Origin of the sequence: Varibaculum cambriense, assembly GCF_022133705.1 — a bacterium.
Lineage (GTDB): Bacteria > Actinomycetota > Actinomycetes > Actinomycetales > Actinomycetaceae > Varibaculum > Varibaculum cambriense_A.
The window spans coordinates 24,376-41,636 of sequence record NZ_JAKNHJ010000013.1 but is presented as its reverse complement, the minus strand read 5'-3'; the positions used below and the strand labels follow the sequence as shown (position 1 = coordinate 41,636).

At 52.1% G+C, this 17,261-nt stretch carries 16 protein-coding genes; 8 read left to right on the top strand and 8 right to left on the bottom strand.

Annotation, left to right across the window (positions count from 1 at the left end):
• Positions 1-105 precede the first annotated feature (105 nt).
• Positions 106-711 carry a PPA1309 family protein gene (locus L0M99_RS07080; RefSeq protein WP_238128198.1) on the top strand — a complete coding sequence of 202 codons (606 nt, stop codon included), beginning with the start codon at positions 106-108 and terminating at the stop codon, positions 709-711.
• Here L0M99_RS07080 and L0M99_RS09935 read toward each other — a convergent pair.
• Positions 680-1,771, bottom strand: coding sequence for a YlbL family protein (locus L0M99_RS09935; protein WP_238128197.1), 1,092 nt, complete (start codon positions 1,769-1,771; stop codon positions 680-682). The two genes, L0M99_RS07080 and L0M99_RS09935, sit on opposite strands and share 32 nt — an antisense overlap.
• A gap of 124 nt (positions 1,772-1,895) precedes the next feature.
• Between L0M99_RS09935 and L0M99_RS07070 the strand changes: the two genes are divergently transcribed.
• Both L0M99_RS07070 and L0M99_RS07065 read left to right on the top strand, forming a co-directional pair.
• Complete coding sequence (locus tag L0M99_RS07070; protein WP_238128196.1) at positions 1,896-3,521, top strand: zinc-dependent metalloprotease; 1,626 nt, start codon at positions 1,896-1,898, stop codon at positions 3,519-3,521.
• Positions 3,522-3,595: 74 nt separating this feature from the next.
• Positions 3,596-4,537 carry a ThiF family adenylyltransferase gene (locus L0M99_RS07065; RefSeq protein ID WP_238128195.1) on the top strand — a complete coding sequence of 314 codons (942 nt, stop codon included), beginning with the start codon at positions 3,596-3,598 and terminating at the stop codon, positions 4,535-4,537.
• On the opposite strand, the gene L0M99_RS07060 is transcribed toward L0M99_RS07065, so the two are convergent.
• Both L0M99_RS07060 and nudC read right to left on the bottom strand, forming a co-directional pair.
• Positions 4,534-6,642: a UvrD-helicase domain-containing protein gene (locus L0M99_RS07060; RefSeq protein ID WP_238128194.1), complete on the bottom strand. Its 2,109-nt coding sequence runs from the start codon at positions 6,640-6,642 to the stop codon at positions 4,534-4,536. The genes L0M99_RS07065 and L0M99_RS07060 overlap by 4 nt on opposite strands.
• The gene (nudC, locus tag L0M99_RS07055; protein ID WP_238128193.1) at positions 6,590-7,609 is read right to left on the bottom strand and encodes an NAD(+) diphosphatase; all 1,020 of its coding nucleotides are present in this window, start codon (positions 7,607-7,609) and stop codon (positions 6,590-6,592) included. Before nudC ends, L0M99_RS07060 begins: the two co-directional genes overlap by 53 nt.
• A 271-nt stretch (positions 7,610-7,880) precedes the next feature.
• Here nudC and rph point away from each other — a divergent pair, with 271 nt between their 5' ends.
• Positions 7,881-8,615: a ribonuclease PH gene (gene rph, locus L0M99_RS07050; RefSeq protein WP_278613111.1), complete on the top strand. Its 735-nt coding sequence runs from the start codon at positions 7,881-7,883 to the stop codon at positions 8,613-8,615.
• Positions 8,612-9,271 carry an RdgB/HAM1 family non-canonical purine NTP pyrophosphatase gene (gene rdgB / locus L0M99_RS07045; RefSeq protein WP_238128192.1) on the top strand — a complete coding sequence of 220 codons (660 nt, stop codon included), beginning with the start codon at positions 8,612-8,614 and terminating at the stop codon, positions 9,269-9,271. Before rph ends, rdgB begins: the two co-directional genes overlap by 4 nt.
• Positions 9,272-9,294: 23 nt before the next feature.
• On the opposite strand, the gene L0M99_RS07040 is transcribed toward rdgB, so the two are convergent.
• The 4 genes from L0M99_RS07040 to L0M99_RS07025 are packed head-to-tail and all read right to left on the bottom strand — an operon-like array spanning position 9,295 to position 11,789.
• Complete coding sequence (locus tag L0M99_RS07040) at positions 9,295-10,080, bottom strand: MBL fold metallo-hydrolase (protein WP_238128191.1); 786 nt, start codon at positions 10,078-10,080, stop codon at positions 9,295-9,297.
• Positions 10,077-10,892 carry a glutamate racemase gene (murI, locus tag L0M99_RS07035; RefSeq protein ID WP_238128190.1) on the bottom strand — a complete coding sequence of 272 codons (816 nt, stop codon included), beginning with the start codon at positions 10,890-10,892 and terminating at the stop codon, positions 10,077-10,079. Before murI ends, L0M99_RS07040 begins: the two co-directional genes overlap by 4 nt.
• Positions 10,893-10,902: 10 nt before the next feature.
• Complete coding sequence (locus L0M99_RS07030; protein WP_024058674.1) at positions 10,903-11,496, bottom strand: DUF2017 family protein; 594 nt, start codon at positions 11,494-11,496, stop codon at positions 10,903-10,905.
• The gene (locus tag L0M99_RS07025; RefSeq protein ID WP_024058673.1) at positions 11,493-11,789 is read right to left on the bottom strand and encodes an ATP-dependent Clp protease adaptor ClpS; all 297 of its coding nucleotides are present in this window, start codon (positions 11,787-11,789) and stop codon (positions 11,493-11,495) included. The genes L0M99_RS07030 and L0M99_RS07025 overlap by 4 nt, the downstream gene beginning before the upstream one ends.
• Positions 11,790-11,931: 142 nt before the next feature.
• Between L0M99_RS07025 and L0M99_RS07020 the strand changes: the two genes are divergently transcribed.
• Complete coding sequence (locus L0M99_RS07020; protein WP_238128189.1) at positions 11,932-13,323, top strand: nicotinate phosphoribosyltransferase; 1,392 nt, start codon at positions 11,932-11,934, stop codon at positions 13,321-13,323.
• On the opposite strand, the gene L0M99_RS07015 is transcribed toward L0M99_RS07020, so the two are convergent.
• The gene (locus L0M99_RS07015) at positions 13,320-13,625 is read right to left on the bottom strand and encodes a DUF3039 domain-containing protein (protein WP_024058671.1); all 306 of its coding nucleotides are present in this window, start codon (positions 13,623-13,625) and stop codon (positions 13,320-13,322) included. The two genes, L0M99_RS07020 and L0M99_RS07015, sit on opposite strands and share 4 nt — an antisense overlap.
• A 631-nt stretch (positions 13,626-14,256) precedes the next feature.
• On the opposite strand from L0M99_RS07015, the gene L0M99_RS07010 reads away from it, so the two are divergent.
• Both L0M99_RS07010 and L0M99_RS07005 read left to right on the top strand, forming a co-directional pair.
• Positions 14,257-15,714: a sugar porter family MFS transporter gene (locus L0M99_RS07010; RefSeq protein ID WP_238128188.1), complete on the top strand. Its 1,458-nt coding sequence runs from the start codon at positions 14,257-14,259 to the stop codon at positions 15,712-15,714.
• A gap of 1 nt (position 15,715) precedes the next feature.
• Positions 15,716-17,254: a sulfatase-like hydrolase/transferase gene (locus L0M99_RS07005; RefSeq protein ID WP_238128187.1), complete on the top strand. Its 1,539-nt coding sequence runs from the start codon at positions 15,716-15,718 to the stop codon at positions 17,252-17,254.
• Positions 17,255-17,261 lie beyond the last annotated feature (7 nt).

Sequence of the window (17,261 nt, the reverse complement as noted above, 5' to 3'; positions counted from 1 at the left end):
TTCTGCTCAACATTTTCCTTAACGCATTCTTTCACGTTTGCGGTTATTACTCACCCCAGGAAAGTGGACTAGCCGCTACCTTGGCTAAGATGGCAACATAGCAACATGGACACTTCATCGGATCTATCTTCCGCGCAACTATCCCTGCGCTTAGCGGTTTCCTCCCTAGAAAAAGATGTAGCTCAGCTGGGATGGGATCAATCTCCGAGCCTCTTTGCCCTGGTACCCACCAAGGATATTTTTCCGCAACTAGAGGCGGAAATGGATGGGGCTCAGGCTAAGCAACTACGAGCCGCCCTATCTGAAAATCCGCAGCATTTAACCGCGGTTCTTCAAGACCACCTTCCTGCAGATCTAATGGATACTCTCGGGCATCTAGTTTTTGGCGAGGACGTGGCGGGAGTGGCTGTCGCGATGGAACGTTTTTTGGTTTCCCCCCAAGCCGATGCCGAAGCGCCTCAAGACCCGAAGGAGCGGGAGAAGTTCTTACTAGCGCATCCTAGCCGCCAAGATGTGCGGATCGTAGCCGCCGCTACCCGCGATGGAAATACCTGGTGCGCTTCTAGGGCACGCAGCGAAGACAGTGACGACATGGTGGCACAAGGCGATAACATCGTTCCGGAACTGCTGGAAGTATTAAAAGCGATGTTAGTTAGTGATGCCGAACTAGCGCAGCTAGTTAGCCAGCCGGGCAGCGCGGCAGATTCTTAAAATTATTGGCTGCGATTTGCTCGCTAACCTCCCGTGCCTGCTGTAGATCTTGTACCGGTACCGCCCGGATTCCTGCTATCGGTTTTACCTGATCGCAATTGGCTTGCGGCAACAAAAACCAGTGAGCACCGTCCTCTTTAGCGCCTGCCATTTTTTGGGGAATTCCCGAAATTGCCAGCACCTGTCCCCCATAGGCAATCGCGCCGGTACCAGAAATCTCTTTGCCGCCGGTCAAAGACTTAGCGGTCATCCGGTCAATTATTCCCAGCGCAAACATAGTTCCCGCTGAGGGACCTCCCACTTCCTGGAGAGCGATTTTAATATCTACCGGCAGTTTTGCTTGGGGATCTAGATAGATACCTAGTTGGGAACCATTGCGACCATCGGTAGGTTTGCGGGTTTTCCCACTAATCGAGAGATTCTTCCCCGCACGCTGAACCTTGAACTCGAGGGTAGTTCCCGGCGCTGCGTCCTCCAAAATATCGAAAAGCATACTCGCTTGATTCAATGCCTGAGTCTTCCCGCGAAAGGTAACCTCCTGCAAAATATCGTTCTCTTTAAGTTTACCCTGAAAATCGGAGTCCTCCCCCACTCCGGTAACTTTAAACTTGGCTGGAACTTGGTAGCCTAACTCGCTAAGCGCCGCTACTTTTGCGCTCAGTTGGGAATCTTCCATTTGTGCCTGAGAAACCTGCTGTACTTGTTTGGCAGTTGCCCCCGCGGGATAAACCGCAGATTCGGGTAACACTTCGCTGTCTGATCGCATTTTCGCCAGCAGGACTTCCGCATAGGTAACGTGGGTTCCTGGCCCTCCGCGCAGGGAAACGGTTACCATCCGTAACTGTCCTTTGGTGGGATAGGTTTTAGCGCCTGCAACTTTAATGATTTGCCCGTGGCCAGACTGAGTGCCAAGAACGTTGAAAGTTGGGCCGGGAGATTCAATTACGTAGGGCGCGCGAACGACAACGCCAAGAATCAAGAATCCGATAACCGACAGCGCCATCATGGCTTTTCCAATGCGTCCTTGCCGGCGCGACTTATCAGAGCGTTTACTCTTCACTCTTCCTCCTTCCCGAAGTTTAAAATCGGCTTTGCCCAAGGCGAAACTCTCTCGCGTGCCTAGTCCCCAACTCACAATACCGATAATCTTAAGAACGTAGTCTATTTTAGGGGGTGGGCAGCACTTGAGCGAAGCTAATGGCCAGGAGCAGAGACCAGAATGGTTCCAAATCCTCAAGAAAATGCTGGGAGAAGAAGCCGCTGAGGACGCTTTCCAGCAGCTTCAAGCAAATGGAATCGACCCCGAAAAGCTCGCCGGCACCGCGATGCCCTTTCCTTTCCCCGGCGGATCCAGCTTCGGGGCAAGCCAGCTGAAACATTTCTTTGCCCCTCGCAAAGAAGCCGTGAATTGGGATGCGGCGGTGGAAGTAGCAGCTTCCCGTCTCCCCAGTTTTACTCCCACTAGCGCAGCTCAGGCGCAGAAGGTACGCGAACAGCTGTCGGTTGCAGACTTATGGCTAGACACGGCCACTACCTTGAGCCCGACCGCTAGTGAACGGGTAGCGTGGACGCCTCGAGAATGGATTCAAGCCACTGTCCCCGCTTGGCAGCGCCTGACCGAACCGGTGATTGCCAATGTGGTACGCGCCTTTACCGAGGCCATTGCGGAACAATTTGAGCGGCAAGGAATCGACCCAGAAGAGATGAAAGCTTCGGCAGCGATTCCGGGGATCGGACAAATTATCGGTCCTATGGATCCCGATTCACTGCTAAAGAACCTGGCAGCCGGGTTATTTGCAGTCCAGATTGGACAAGCCATGGGACAGATAGCGCAAGTTGCTTTTGGCTCTACCGATATCGGCATTCCCTTGGCGAAGGAAAAAATCATGGGACTGGTGCCGGTAAATATCACGAGTTTTGCCCAGGATTTAGAGATTACCGAGGAAGAGGTCGGCCAATATCTGGCGGTACGCGAGGCCGCCCATGCGCGCCTTTTCCATTCTGTTCCCTGGCTACGCCACAAGTTGTCGCGGCTGCTTGCCCGGTATGCGCAAGAAATTCGGATCGATCCGGAAGCTATCGACCGGTCAGTGCGGGATTTACAAGATCGCCTGCAAGAACAAATGGGAGAGCAAGAAGGCTTAATCGGCCTCCCATTGGGGAACTTTGATCCCGCCAATTTGGGGCTGGGTCTGTCGGTAGATATTTTTGCATCTGAAGAAACCGCAACCCAGCGGCAAGCTATGGAGGATTTGCAGACCGTCTTGGCACTGATTGAAGGGTGGGTTGACGAGGTCTCCACGCGAGCCTGTATGCCTAACCTTGCCCACGTCATCCAGTTACGGGAATTGCTGCGCAGGCGGCGTGCAACTACCTCCCCGATCGAGAAAGTCTTAAAACCGCTTATCGGAATGGAGCTGAGACCTAAGTACTCCCGGCAAGCGGCCTCACTGTGGTCACGGTTGCTAAATGAACAAGGAATGCGCCAGCGCGATCAAGTTTGGTCCCATCCAGATATGATTCCAACTCTGCCAGATCTAACCGATCCCGAGAGCTTCATGAGCCAAAGCGGGGAGGAACCAGAAAAAGACCAGGTAGATCAAGATTTAGATTCTTTACTTTCTGGTACGTTGGGATGGGCACAAGGGCTAACCCCCGAGGTGGATTCCCAGGGCGATCAACTGGTAGGCGGCAATCACGCCTCAGAAAACGAATCAAAGGGATCCGCTGGGGATCAAAATGATGAGGATTCTGGCCGCACAGATAGGGATGATGAAAACGATTCCCCATCGGCAGGCACAGCTAAATAGAGTTTAATAATAAAATATCCACAGTTTTTAACCCACTCTAGCGTCGCCCTTTTTCCTTCTGGAATGCTGGAAGCATGAGATTGATTAACGGCTCGGTAATGCTGCTTCGTTCCGGCGGTCAGGCACAATTTGGCACTGGAGGACGTAATAGCTTCTTAGTTAAGGGACTCAGCCCGGTGCATATCGCCATTCTCAAGTGGCTTTTTGAGAAACAAAGTTGGTACAACTCCCATTTAGACCGCCGCTTTCCAGAAAACAAGCAGGAAATCAAGGACATTCTACAAATACTTAAAGATGGAGGTCTCGTTGCCAAGCATCAGGTGCCAGATGGTGATTGTGCTTGCGCCTTCCACCTCTACGGCTCAGATAGCACGATCAAGAGCCGCAAGCAGGCATTAGTGGGAGTCAGCGGCCTGGGACCTTTAGGAATTACCCTGACTCGAAAACTGGTAGCTTGCGGGATTCATTCGCTGATTCTTCGCGATCAAAGCAAGGTAAAAACCCGTGATCTTTGCGTTTATAAAGATGACTATTTAGGAGCTATGCGTCAAGATGTGGCTCCCTTAGTCTTGGGAGTTAACAAGCAGCTGCCTAATAAAGCGGTAACCATTGAAGTTGCCATCAGTTCCTACCTTACTAATCCCGCCTGGGCGAAGGCCTGCATTAACAGAGGAGTCCCCCACTTGCCGATTATCAAACGGGAAACCGAGATTGAAGTTGGCCCTTTGTTTATTCCCGGGACTACCTGTTGCCTACAATGTCAGCATTTGGCCAAACGAGATATCGATCCGGAGTGGCCGCGGATAGCTGCCCAATTAGCCTGCGCTGGCCCGGTAATGGCCGACACTGCTCTATCCGAATATGCCAGCGCTTTTGCGGTGCGAGAAATCTTGAACTATCTATCTGGGCTGCCGCTATCTCTAACCGGAGCATCTTGGATTTTCAATCTCGCCGATCCTCTGCCTCAGGTTAGACAATGGCAACCCCACCCCCAGTGCGGTTGCGTGCGGGACTAGTCAGACAGATTTTGCAGCTGCTGGTGAGCAACCTGGTCGGGATTCGTCCCTCGTAAAATTCTTAAAACGGCCGCCCCGAACTGTTCTAATTTGACCGGACCGATCCCTCTAAGCAGTGACAACTGTTTTAGGGTTTGCGGCTTGGCAATGGCAATATCACGCAAAGTGGTATCCGAAAACACGGTATAAGCCGGTTTCCCCTGTCCTTGCGAGACTAGTAATCTCCACTGGCGCAAACGTTCAAAGCGTTCTTGCTCTTCCTGACTGGCCTCATTTAAGAATCGCTTAGTATCTTTGCGCGTGCTGGGGGTACGCACGGTTTTCATCGCGGTTTCTTCCCGCGGCCACACTGGAGAGAAAAACCGGGAACAGGCGCGGGTAGCCTTACGGTCTAGAGAACGTTTTTCCGCGTAACTAACATATAGTTCATCGCGCGCCCTAGTTACCGCTACATAGGACAGGCGGCGTTCTTCTGCCAGTTCTTTTCCTGATTTCGCTTGGGTGATCGGCAGCAGCCCCTCGCTGGCTCCCGCCAGGAAAACAGTTTTCCACTCTAGGCCTTTGGCGGAATGAATAGACGCCAAGGTGACTCCCCCGCCAGAAGGGTCAAGCTGCGCCTGGGCAAGTTCCTGCCATTCCTGTACCAGGGAGGCCAGCGATAATCCCGCTGCCTCTTTGAGCTGCGCCTGCGCGACCAGAGTATTTAACGCCTCCCAACGATCAAGGATTGCCCCCTGAGCCTCAGGAGCCTGCTGCGTCCACCCGAGAGGTCGAGCTAATTCCGCCACGATTTCTCCGAGGTTGCCTTGCGCCCCGCGGCGGGCAATCACACTTGCCTGTTTTAGGAGGGCGGAAACTTCGGGGCGTTTAAAGAATCCTTCTGCGCCGCGCACACAATATTTCACATCTCTATGCGCCAAAGCTGCTTCAAACATGCTGGATTGGGCATTGGTACGAAACAGAACCGCAATATCGCTAGCAGGAATGCCCGCTTCGATTCGTTCCTTAATCATTTTTGCAATGGCTGCCGCCTCTGCCTCATCATCTGGATAGCGACCGAAGTGTACCGCACTACCAGAATCGCGCATCGAGATGAGCTTTACTGCCTGTTTTTTGGTTTGCTTATCTCGATTAACCAGTCCGTTCGCCAAGGATACAATCTGCGGAGTCGAGCGGTAATCTCGAGAAAGCGTAACCGTATGGGCACCGGGATATTCCTGGGCAAAGTTCACTAAATATTCCGGAGTGGCACCGGCAAAAGAATAAATGGTTTGGGCAGCATCCCCCACTACACAAAGATCACGGTTCGACTCTCCCAGCCACAGCTCTAACAGGTGTTTTTGCAGGGGTGAAATGTCCTGATACTCATCGACCACGAAGAAGCGATATTGGGAGCGGATCTGCTGGGCAATATCAGGGCGTTCCTCAATCATTCCACTGGTCAAAGCCAGTACGTCTTCAAAATCTATAACGGATCGCTCTCTTTTGGCCTCACTATATCCGCGCAAAATATCAGCCATATCGTAAGTGGAAATCCCCGCCGGTGGCTGCGTCCCGGTACTTTTTATCCATTTTCCATATTCTTCAGGACTGACCATACTCACCGCGGCCATTTCGATCGCTGCGCAATAATCACGCACTGCCGCCCGCTCTTTAGGGAGCCCCAGCCGGGCAGCTACCGCGCCTACCAGTGAAGATTTATTCTCTATTAGTTTTGGTAACTGCCCACCGATGGCAGTGGGCCAAAAATACCTGAGCTGGCGCAAAGCCGCCGAGTGGAAAGTGCGCGCTTGCACGCCCTGCACTCCTAGTAGCCGCAAACGTGCCCCCATTTCTGCGGCTGCCCGCACCGTGAAAGTCACGGCTAAAACCGAATAGGGGTTATAGACCCCGGTTCGCACCCCATAGGCGATACGATAGGTAATCGCTCGAGTTTTACCGGTGCCCGCACCCGCCCTAATACATACTGGGCCGCGCAAAGCCCGGGCAGCTTTTGCCTGATCAGGGTCTAAATGTTTTAAGAGTTCTTCTGCCTGCTCCACGTCAATCAGCTTATAGGTAGTTGTCTTGGGGACGAACAATTGGTGAGCCCAACCAGTTTTCAATCAAGTTGGAGGCGATTGTGGACGGCCCGGGAGGACTGATTTGCCTACTGGCCACTAACTCCATGAATTCTGCGCGAGTTACCCACAACGCGCGATCGATCTCGGTTTCATCCAAAATAAAATAGGGGATGCGTGAGCGAGCAGAAAACCCCAACATCAACGAACGCGGGTAAGGCCACGGTTGAGAGGTTAGATAGCGAACTTCATCGACTTCCAGTCCCACTTCTTCCCCAACTTCCCGGTGAACTGCGCCCTCTAAAGATTCCCCGGCTTCTACATAGCCGGCAATAACCGAATAGAAGTTAGCCTCCCATGCCGAGTTGTGTGCCAGCAGCAACCGGTCGGCCTCATCATTTATGGCAACGATTACGGAAGGGTCTTGACGGGGATAAATAATTTCACCGCACCGGGGACAGTGAAGTTCCCAACCGGCGGCCGCGATTTCAAGCCGGGTGGCGCAACGCGAGCAATAGTTGGTATCTAAGTGCCACAGTCCCAGACAAGTCGCGTGGGTAGCAATGGCAGCATCTTGACCGTTTAAAAAGGCTCCCACTTGGCGCAAGGGAATTAGTCGTAGAGATGTTTCCGTGTGTTCAGCAAGTCCTGCCAGTTCATGGTCATTAATAAACAGGGCAACTCGGCTGGTGGCACCGCTTCTGCCCAGGTACCAAGCTTTGCCTGTTTGGTAACGTTCGTCCCAGGACTGTATTTGTCCTAAAAACTGCCGCTCACCGCTAGAAAGACGGTAGAGGCTTCCCGTCCCGAAAGGAGCGGAAACGTGGAAGCGGGAGGCCACTATTTCCGGGCCTACACTGACTCCGTCGCTTAGCGGCAAGAGAACCCGACGCCGATCGGAGACCGCAAAAACTTCCGTCGCGCCCTCTCGCAGTAGGCTGGGTACATGCACGAACTGACGACAACCCGTATCCAGATCGATGCGATAACGCGAAAGAGCAGGACTATTCATAACCACTAACCTATCCGTTTTACAGGCCTGCGGCATCTGGAGGATGCGGAAATAGCGCTTCAAAGTTTCCGGCAGTTTATTACGGCGCACCTAAAATAAGCACCTCCGAGAAGGCTGCTAATTGCTTCTGTCCATCGAAAACATTGCCCGGAAAGTTGAAACTTGCCGCATTTTCCTCCCCTGGCATCTAAGCCATGCGCAAAAATATAGCGGAGGTGCCGCACCTGAGTACAAATGCCGACAAAAACCGCAGTCATCTATAATCGGAAACGTGAGTATAGAAAAGTTTGTACGCGCCGATGGACGCGCTTTTGACCAGATGCGACCGCTAACAATTACCCGTGGCTGGGCAAAACAGGCCGAAGGCTCCGTGCTAATTGACTGCGGAAATACCCGCGTCCTCTGCAATGCTTCCCTGACCCAAGGGGTGCCGCGATGGCGGCAAGACTCTGGCCTGGGATGGGTGACTGCTGAGTATGCGATGCTGCCGCGCGCTACTTCTACCCGGTCAGGACGCGAATCGGTACGGGGAAAAATTGGAGGCCGCACCCATGAGATTTCTCGTTTAATTGGCCGTTCTCTGCGTGCCATAGTAGATATGAGCGCCCTAGGGGAAAACACAATTGTGCTGGACTGTGACGTGTTATCGGCTGATGGTGGCACTCGCACTACTTCGATTACCGGCGCTTATGTGGCTTTGGTGGATGCCATCAAAGTGGGTCAAGAAAAAGGATGGATCCGTCCCGGCAAGGTGCTATCCGATTCGCTATGCGCGGTGTCGGTTGGTTTTATCGAGGGAAATGCACTGCTCGATCTCCCCTATGAAGAGGATTCGCGCGCGGACGTAGATATGAATATCGTGGCGACTGGCTCGGGAAAGTTCGTCGAGATCCAAGGAACTGCCGAGGGCGAAGCTTTCGATCGTTCTCAGTTTAATCAGCTTTTGGACCTGGCTGATAAAGGAATCCATGAGATTTCCCGCATCCAAACAGAGGCGCTATCGTGAAAATACCTCCCGGCGCGCGGCTGATCCTCGCCACCCATAATCCCCATAAGGTGCGCGAACTTGCCGAGATTCTTTGCCCGTTAATCCCCGGTTTTTCTCCGGAAATGATTGTGGGAGCCGAGGGGCTGGGGATCGAAGAACCGGTAGAGGACGGGGTAAGTTTCACTGAAAACGCACTGATAAAAGCCCGCCTAGTGGCGCAGCGAACCGGCTTGCCGACAGTTGCGGATGACTCGGGACTATGCGTAGATATTTTAGGGGGTGCTCCCGGAATATTCTCGGCACGCTGGTGCGGGCATCATGGGGATGACCAAGCGAACCTAGAGTTACTGCTCAACCAACTGGCGGACGTGCCTGAAGCAAATCGCGGCGCCAGTTTTGTGTGTGCGGCAGTGCTAGTCTCACCGGCTGGTTTAGAGCGACATTGCCTCGGGAAAATGCCTGGAAAGTTGCTTACCGCACCGCGCGGTGAAGGCGGATTTGGCTATGACCCGATTTTTATAGCCGAAGGGCAGCAGCGCTCCAATGCCGAACTAAGTCCGAGGGAAAAGAATGCGCTGTCGCATCGGGGCAAAGCCTTCCGCGCCCTCGCCCCCACGATCGCTGCCACTATTGAGCTAGGAGGAAACGTAACCCCTGCTCAAGCACGACCCTAGCTAGATATGCCCTATAGGGGATCCTAAAGCTCGAAACGCATCCCGGAACGAGCAATTTCGAGCTCTCCGCGCCAGGTTGTTTTTGCTTCCTTTAACGGCACTTCTGGGTCTGTCCAGGGCTGAATATGGGTGAGCACCAGCTTGCTGGTTCCGGAGTTTTGAGCCACCCGGCCGGCACGATCCCCTGACATATGGATACCGCGAATCTCATCTTCCCGGGTAAAACCGCATTCAGATAGGAATAGATCCGAGTTGGTGGCGGCTTGTACCAAGGTGTCGCACTCGTCAGAATCTCCCGAATAAGTGAAAACCGCCTGACCGTTCTTACCAGGACCGGTTACCCGGAAGGAAAAAGCAGGAACCGAGTGCCAAGCCGCGAAAGGCTTTATCTGCAAGGGGCCAACATTAAATTCTCGTCCCTGCTTAATATGGTGAAATTCGAATTCTGAGCTGAAGTCGTCGCGGGGACTAAATCCATCTAGGCCACGAACTCGATCCTTTACCCCCTTGGGGGCATACACGGGAATCGGCCCTAGCTCCCCCCTAGGATGCCAACGCCGGTGCACCTGCATCGATACTATATCTGAGCAGTGATCCGCATGCAGGTGAGAGAGTACCACCGCGTCCAGTTTTGTCGGATCCGTGTAGTTCCAAATCTGCCCGAAAGAGCCGGGACCTAAATCAAAAACTACCGAATAGGTGTGGGGTAGACCGAGAGAGTCAGTTCCTTCTGCCTGTAAAAGATAGCAGGATGCCGGGGAGGCCGGGCCAGACATGGAACCGGTTACCCCCACCACTGTCAGGATCATTTGGTGATCTCCTCCTGTTTAATTCCGTTAAAATCAGCCCCCATTATTCGGGAAGCAAGGGCGATAAAACTCTCTTTAGTTTCGGTGCAGATAAAGTGGTGATCTGCTTTTTGTGCCCCAAAAGAGCGCAACATTTTTTCTTCCACCAGTTCGCCATAAACTTTTCTGGCAGCTGCTGAGGATGAAGAAATCAAGGAGACGTTCTCTCCCATGAAATAGGAGATTGGTCCTTCTAACAGCGGATAATGGGTACAACCGAGAACTAAAGTATCTACTCCTGCTTCTTTGAGCGGAGTTAGATACTCTTCAGTAACGTCAAATAGTTCCTGAGAGGCGGTGATCCCTTCCTCTGCGAATTCAACGAAACGCGGGCAGGCTTGGGTGAAAACCTCCGCCCCCATTTTTGAAAGCTTCCTCTGATACACCCCGGATTCAATGGTTGCTCGGGTGCCGATGACTCCGATCTTGCCGTTACGGGAACGGGTGACCGCGTGTTCAACTGCGGGCTGCACCACTTCGACTACTGGAATTCCCTGCTCTTCTTGGTATCGAGTCCTCGCCTGATCTAACACCGCACACGAGGCAGTATTACAGGCAATTACCAGCATTTTTACCCCAGATTCCACCAGGGAATCCATAATAGACAGGGAATAGCCCCGCACAGTTTCCAGGTCTTTTTCCCCGTATGGAGTGTGGGCAGTATCCCCCACGTAACGAATCTCTTCGCGCGGCAGCACATTCAGAACTGCACGCGCGACCGTTAGTCCCCCAACTCCGGAGTCAAAAATACCAATAGCGGCTTCATTAGTCACAAAAAATAGCCTAGCTAGGCCGCGGCCAGCAATCTATCGCCTGCAACAGTGAATCTTGCCACCCAGAGAGCCATTCATAAAAGGATGACACCAGGACTTCTTCAAATTTTTCATCCCTTGATTTCGGCGTTACCTGCGAAGATTCGAAAGAATCGTGCTGTGATCCTTCGTCGCTATCACCCAGTTTAAGTTTGCCAGATATGGCCAGACGCACATCGTTGGTTCCGCTAAGCCAATCCCACTCTTGCCCATTTTCGATCACGATCACCGGGCCGGTTTGTGATGAAAGCAAAGAGTAGAGGCGATCCAGGCGCTCAGCTTTCTGGGTACGTAACTGCGAATCGGTCAAGTCACGCATAGTTTGTGCGGTTGCTTCATCGGCGGATCCGGGCGGGAGTAACCGATCCAAAGAGGCGTTTTCAAGATGCACATTGCTGTCGGGGGTTTCTTCTTCGCCCTCCCCTAACATCGTGGTGATTTCAAAAGGCAATACCGGCGGATCGAGTAGGGTGCGCACTTCGCAAATGGCTTGCAGGAACAAGTCCCGTTCAACTGCCCCCATCGGGCATTCCCACCCTCCGGGAACGGGACGAAAGGTATTCATTGTTGATCCGGTCCGCCCAAGGTGGCGCGCAAACCATAACCGTGCAACGCCTGCACTAGAGCTTCCATTCTTTCGCGAGTGCCCGCGGCAACTTCCGTTTGTCCCTGATTAAAAATTTCTAGCCGGGTGCGCTTGGCTTTTTCCCGCGGCATTGAAAACTGGTGAGCTAATACTCTTTCTACGTATCGCGGCTGGTTAACTGGATCCCGGAAGATAGTAACCCGCCACTGCTTTAGGCGAGTTCTGTCCGAATACGGTGGAGTACCCGGGTCAGATACCAGATCATTAACCATACGTCCAGACTATTAGGAAGTCGCAGGGAATGGGGGGTTTTGAAAAATATTTTTATTTCTGCAGCCACAATGAGCTCAGAACCGCGTTTTCGCCCATAAGGCGAAAACTGGATTATTACTGGTTTGTGAGTATGCTAAAACCATGAGTTCTTCAGTGACCACTTCTTTGTTAACCGATATGTACGAACTGACCATGGTAGATGCTGCCTTGCAATCCGGAACCTGGAATCGCGGCGCTATTTTTGAGCTGTTCGGTCGGCGTCTACCTTCGGCACGTCGCTTTGGAGTGATGGCTGGCAATGCCCGCATTATTGAAGCTCTGGAACGTTTTGAGTTTTCAAGTGAAGAGATCGACTATTTGTCGCGGGAAAAAATAGTTTCCGATGATTGCCTGGATTACCTAAAATCCTACCGGTTCCAGGGAAATATTCGCGGTTATACCGAAGGGGAATGCTACTTCGAGTCCTCTCCCCTAATGCAGGTAGAGGGCACCTTTGCGGAGTGCGTTTTATTAGAGACCCTATTACTTTCGATCCTAAATCATGACTGCGCGGTAGCTAGCGCGGCCTCGCGAATGACTATCGCCGCTCATGGGCGCCCCTGCGTAGATATGGGAGCGAGGCGCACCCATGAACGCAGCGCAGTTTCAGCCGCCCGCGCCTCCTATATTGCTGGTTTCAGGGGGACTTCCTGCCTGGAAGCCGGCAAGCGCTATGGGATTCCCACCATCGGAACCGCCGCCCACTCTTTTACTTTGATTCACGACTCCGAAGAGGACGCCTTCCGCGCACAGCTGGCCAATCTGGGGCCCGGCACCACTCTCTTGGTGGATACCTATGATGTTCCGCGCGCAGTTAAACGCGGGGTTAAACTAGCGCGGGAAGCCGGCGGGGAACTGGGATGCGTCCGCCTAGACTCCGGAGACCTGGTGGCGGAAGCATTCAAGGTGAGGGCGCTACTGGACTCTTTGGATGCGCAAAGCACCCAGATCACAGTCACCAATGATCTGGATGAATATGCGATTGCCGCTCTTGGGGCGGCGCCGGTTGATTCTTATGGGGTGGGTACCAAGATGGTAACTGGCTCTGGTATCCCCACAGCCGCTTTGGTTTACAAACTGGTACAGCGGGTCAATGAAGACGGCTCCATTCACGATGTTGCCAAGCGTTCGACCTCTAAATCCACTTTGGGAGGACGCAAGTTTGCGGGGCGTGCCCGCGGTGAGGACGGATACGCCAGCACCGAATTGGTAGTGGTCGCTGATAACGCCGAGCAGGCTGAGGCCGAGTTCGCGCGTCGCAACGCCCGCCCGCTACTGGTAGACCTGGTTACTGCTGGGGAGCCTAACCGGAGTTATATGGGTAAACAGGCGCTACAGGATGCTCAGGATCATCACATAAAGGCACGTAACGAACTGCCCTATCAGGGATGGAGGCTGTCGGCTGGAGAAGCGGCTATCCCCACCGAGATTATTGATTTAACTGAGCGCCAGGACGAAGTAGAGGCTCCCACCAGCGCAGATCCGCGTGCCTAGCGGGAGCCGGGACCGCGAAATGGCCAGTCGGGTCCACCGGAGGCATCCATCTCTTTTTTGATCTCTACGCAACGCGGACAGATCGGATGGTTTCGCACCTCCCGGGTGGGAACCCAGACCTTACCGCAGAGGGCAACCACCGGCTGCCCGGTAAGTCGGGAGGTAGCCAGGCGATGCGCCGACACATAATGTGCGTAACGGTCTTTGTCCCCGGGCTCTTGCCTGGAAGTTTCCGGGCGCTGAAGTACTCCTACCCCACCCTCGGTCTGTCCGCTATCTGGATCCGATAAACCGTTACGCATTTCCATACCCTCAATCTTAACTACTCGCGGCAGAAAAATGTCGGTAGCTTTGGATTTAGGGCAGGCATAGAGGGATTATTTGCTGACTGCGAAAGATTCTTTCAGATTTTTAAGCAAAGAACGGGTAAGGCTCAGCTCCTGACGTTTTTTGAGTACTAGCTCCGGGCTATTACAGTTTCAAAGGGTTTGCACGCTTCAAGGGCTTCGTGGGCGAGGACATGGCTCAAATTGCTAGGCATATCTCAGGGCTACTTGGCGCGCTCGCAGGAGTGTGTTCCCGATGATGCGTTCAAGCAGATTCCCTAGGAACGGCTCGCGAGCTGGTATGCAGCATCACCGCACGTGGCTAAGCCGGTATTGGACTATCCCAGGTTTTGTTCCGTTTGAGGAGATGGGAAAATCTGGGACAGTTCAAATTGACTGTATTGCTCATCTGGCTCTGGTAGTCCGCCGCGGATACTGATAGCTCATATTAATACAATAGACACCCGCAGTGACGTAACTCACTAAATTCTTTTTGTCCATCAAATTGAGCATATTTTTCCGCTTTTTTAATAGAAAGTGGGTCAGAAAACCGCAGACTTGCTTAACCGAGCAACGGATCTGACTCTCAACTTCAAGGAAGAGGAACATGAGCACTTCAACCCCGGTGGCAGAGTTGCCATCCGAAAAAGTTAAAAAAGCCCGACGAACTGCCACCATCATCGCCCTCATTGCCACCCTAGGCCCATTCTTTTACGGTTTCGAAGGAATGGTACTAAACGGAGCTATCAAAGCAGTCGCTGGAGATTTCAAGCTAGGAACTATCGCCCAAGGTTTAGCTGGTTCAGCTGGGATTATCGGAGGTCTAATAGGCGCGGTATTCGCTGGAAGAATCTCCGACAGAATTGGACGCAAAAAAGCTCTACAACTAGTAGGGCCTTTTCTGCTATTTGAAGCTGTTTTCGGTGCTTTCAGTCCCCTGCTGGGAGTTCAGGGAGGATACTTTTTCTTAATCTTTTGTCGAGTGATTGGAGGAATCGGCTTCGGGGCAGCGACCACAGTAGCTCCCGGCTATGTGGCTGAGATTTCTCCCACCGAAATTCGAGGACGCTTAATCGGTTTCCGCCAATTAGCTATTATTTTGGGGCTATTCCTAGCCGCTTGGATTAATAGCGCCATTTTAGCTATTGCCGGCGAACAAGGCTCCCTCGCGGTAATGGCGTTCGGGCTAAAGGCCTGGCAGTGGATGTTTTTATGCCTGTTGATACCAGCAATTGCATTTGTTATTTTAACGGCACTAATCCCAGAATCTCCTCGCTTCTTAGTATCGGTAGGCAAAGACGAACAAGCAGCTATTACCTTGGCTAAAGTGTCAGCAGAGGCAGATCCGCAGGCAAAGATTGCCCAGATTCGCGCGTCTTTTGGACAAAGCGGAAATCGCAAGCTCACAATTAAAGAAATTATGTCCTCTAAATGGCGTCCTCTGGTTTTTGTTGCTATGGCGATTGCGGCTTTCCAACAGCTCACCGGAACAAATGGTATCTTCTTCTACTCCAACAAGCTCTTTGAAACTGTAGGGTTTAGCGAAGAAATGGCATTCCAACAAACCACTCTCCTAACTTTCTTCAAAATCGTGGGGGTACTTACCGGCATTTTCCTGGTAGACAAAGTGGGACGCAAACGAATGCTAATGATTGGCGGCACCATGATATTCGTTGCCTTAGGGTTGGTGGCTCTAGTATTCACAATCGCCCCCGCCGGCCCGGATGGGAGCGCCGATGTTGCTAGCCAACCCATCCTCGGCTGGATAGCAGTGGGTGCCCTCTGCCTTTTCCTCTTAGGATTCACTTCCTCTTGGGGCCCTATATTCTCAATATTGATGGGAGAAATGTTCCCCAACGAGATACGGGGAGGCGCAATGTCTCTAGCCAGCGGTGCAGATTTCTTAGTCAACTTCCTAGTGGTTTTCTTCTTCCCCTTCCTAGTTGCCTGGTCTCCGGCTGGCGTGTACTGGATTTTCTTTGTCTTCGGTGTGCTAGCCGTTATCTTCACCGGAAAATTTGTCCAAGAGACATCTGGAAAACAACTTGAGGAGATGGGAATCTAAAATGACTACTTCCGAAAATAGCACCGCTAAAACGCGAGTTATCCCAGATAATGTACGTAATGTACTGGTGCTAATGACCGATCAGCACCGAGTCGACACCATTGGTTGCCTAGGGAATCCCCATGCTAAAACTCCAAATATCGACCAATTAGGTGAAAACGGTTTTGCTTTCACAAACTGTTTCACCCCAACCGCGATCTGCACCCCCGCCAGAGCCTCCCTAATGACTGGAAAGCTTCCCCTAAAACACCAGGTGCTAGCCAATCCAGAATGGAATATCGCTTACAACACTGACATTCCCTTAGATAGCTGGACTTATACACAAGAACTACGAAATCACGGCTACAACGTAGGTATAGTGGGCAAATACCACTGCGGATACAATCTGCCTGACAAATTCGGAGCCGATGACGACACTTATTGGGGAGCTGAAAACCCAGTTGCGAACGAAAAATATGTCGCCTGGCTCAAAGAGAACAATCTTCCCCCGGTAAAAGCCCATGATTTGTGGCGTGGAGAGCTACCAGGGGGCAGACCAGGACATATTATCGCCGCCCGCCTCGACCAACCTGAAGAAGCAACTTTTGAGCGTTTCTTGACCGACCGGGCAATAGAGAAACTACGCGAATACGCAAAAGACTGGAAACAAAGCGGTAAACCTTTCTGCTTGGACGTCCATTATTACGGCCCCCACCTACCCTATTTCTTACCCGATAAATGGTTCGACCTGATTGACCCAGACAACGTGGAGTTACCAGAAAACTTCGGGGACACCCTATTTGGGAAGCCGCCAATTCAACAAAATTATGCAACCTACTGGTCTACCTCAAGTTTCACTAATGAACAGTGGAAGAAATTGATCGCCGTATATTGGGGATATGTGGCCATGATTGATTACGAGATTGGCAGAATAATGCAGGTCGCACGCGAACTCGGAGTACTAGATGACACCGCCCTGTTCTTTTGTGCTGATCACGGTGAATTTACCGGTTCGCACCGCATGAACGACAAAGGGCCAGCAATGTACGATGACATTTACAACGTTCCCTTTATCGCACATATTCCCGGGGTATCCAAAGTAGGACGCAGCGACAAATTTATTTCGCTGATCGACTTACCGGCTACCGTCATGGAAATAGCAGGACTTCCAGAAAACCTAGTCGAGGACGGACGTTCAATTGTGGACTTAACCCGAGGAAATGAAGTTCCGAACTGGCGCGAAAATATCGTGTGTGAGTTCCATGGGCACCATTTCCCGCTGCAACAAAGAATGCTGCGCACTAACGATTTCAAACTGGTAATGAATCATGAATCTATCAACGAGTTGTACGACCTGCGGGTAGATCCAGCAGAGATGAATAATGTCTATACCGTGCCAGTTTACGATGAAATCCGTAAAGAATTAGCCACTGAACTCTATAAACAACTACGAGAACGTGGCGACCATTCTTTTGCAAAGTGGATGGCGGCAATGACTGATTTCGATATTCCCTTGGTCAACACCGCTCGGTCCGACCTTGACGAAGTATTAACTGATTAATAGTAAA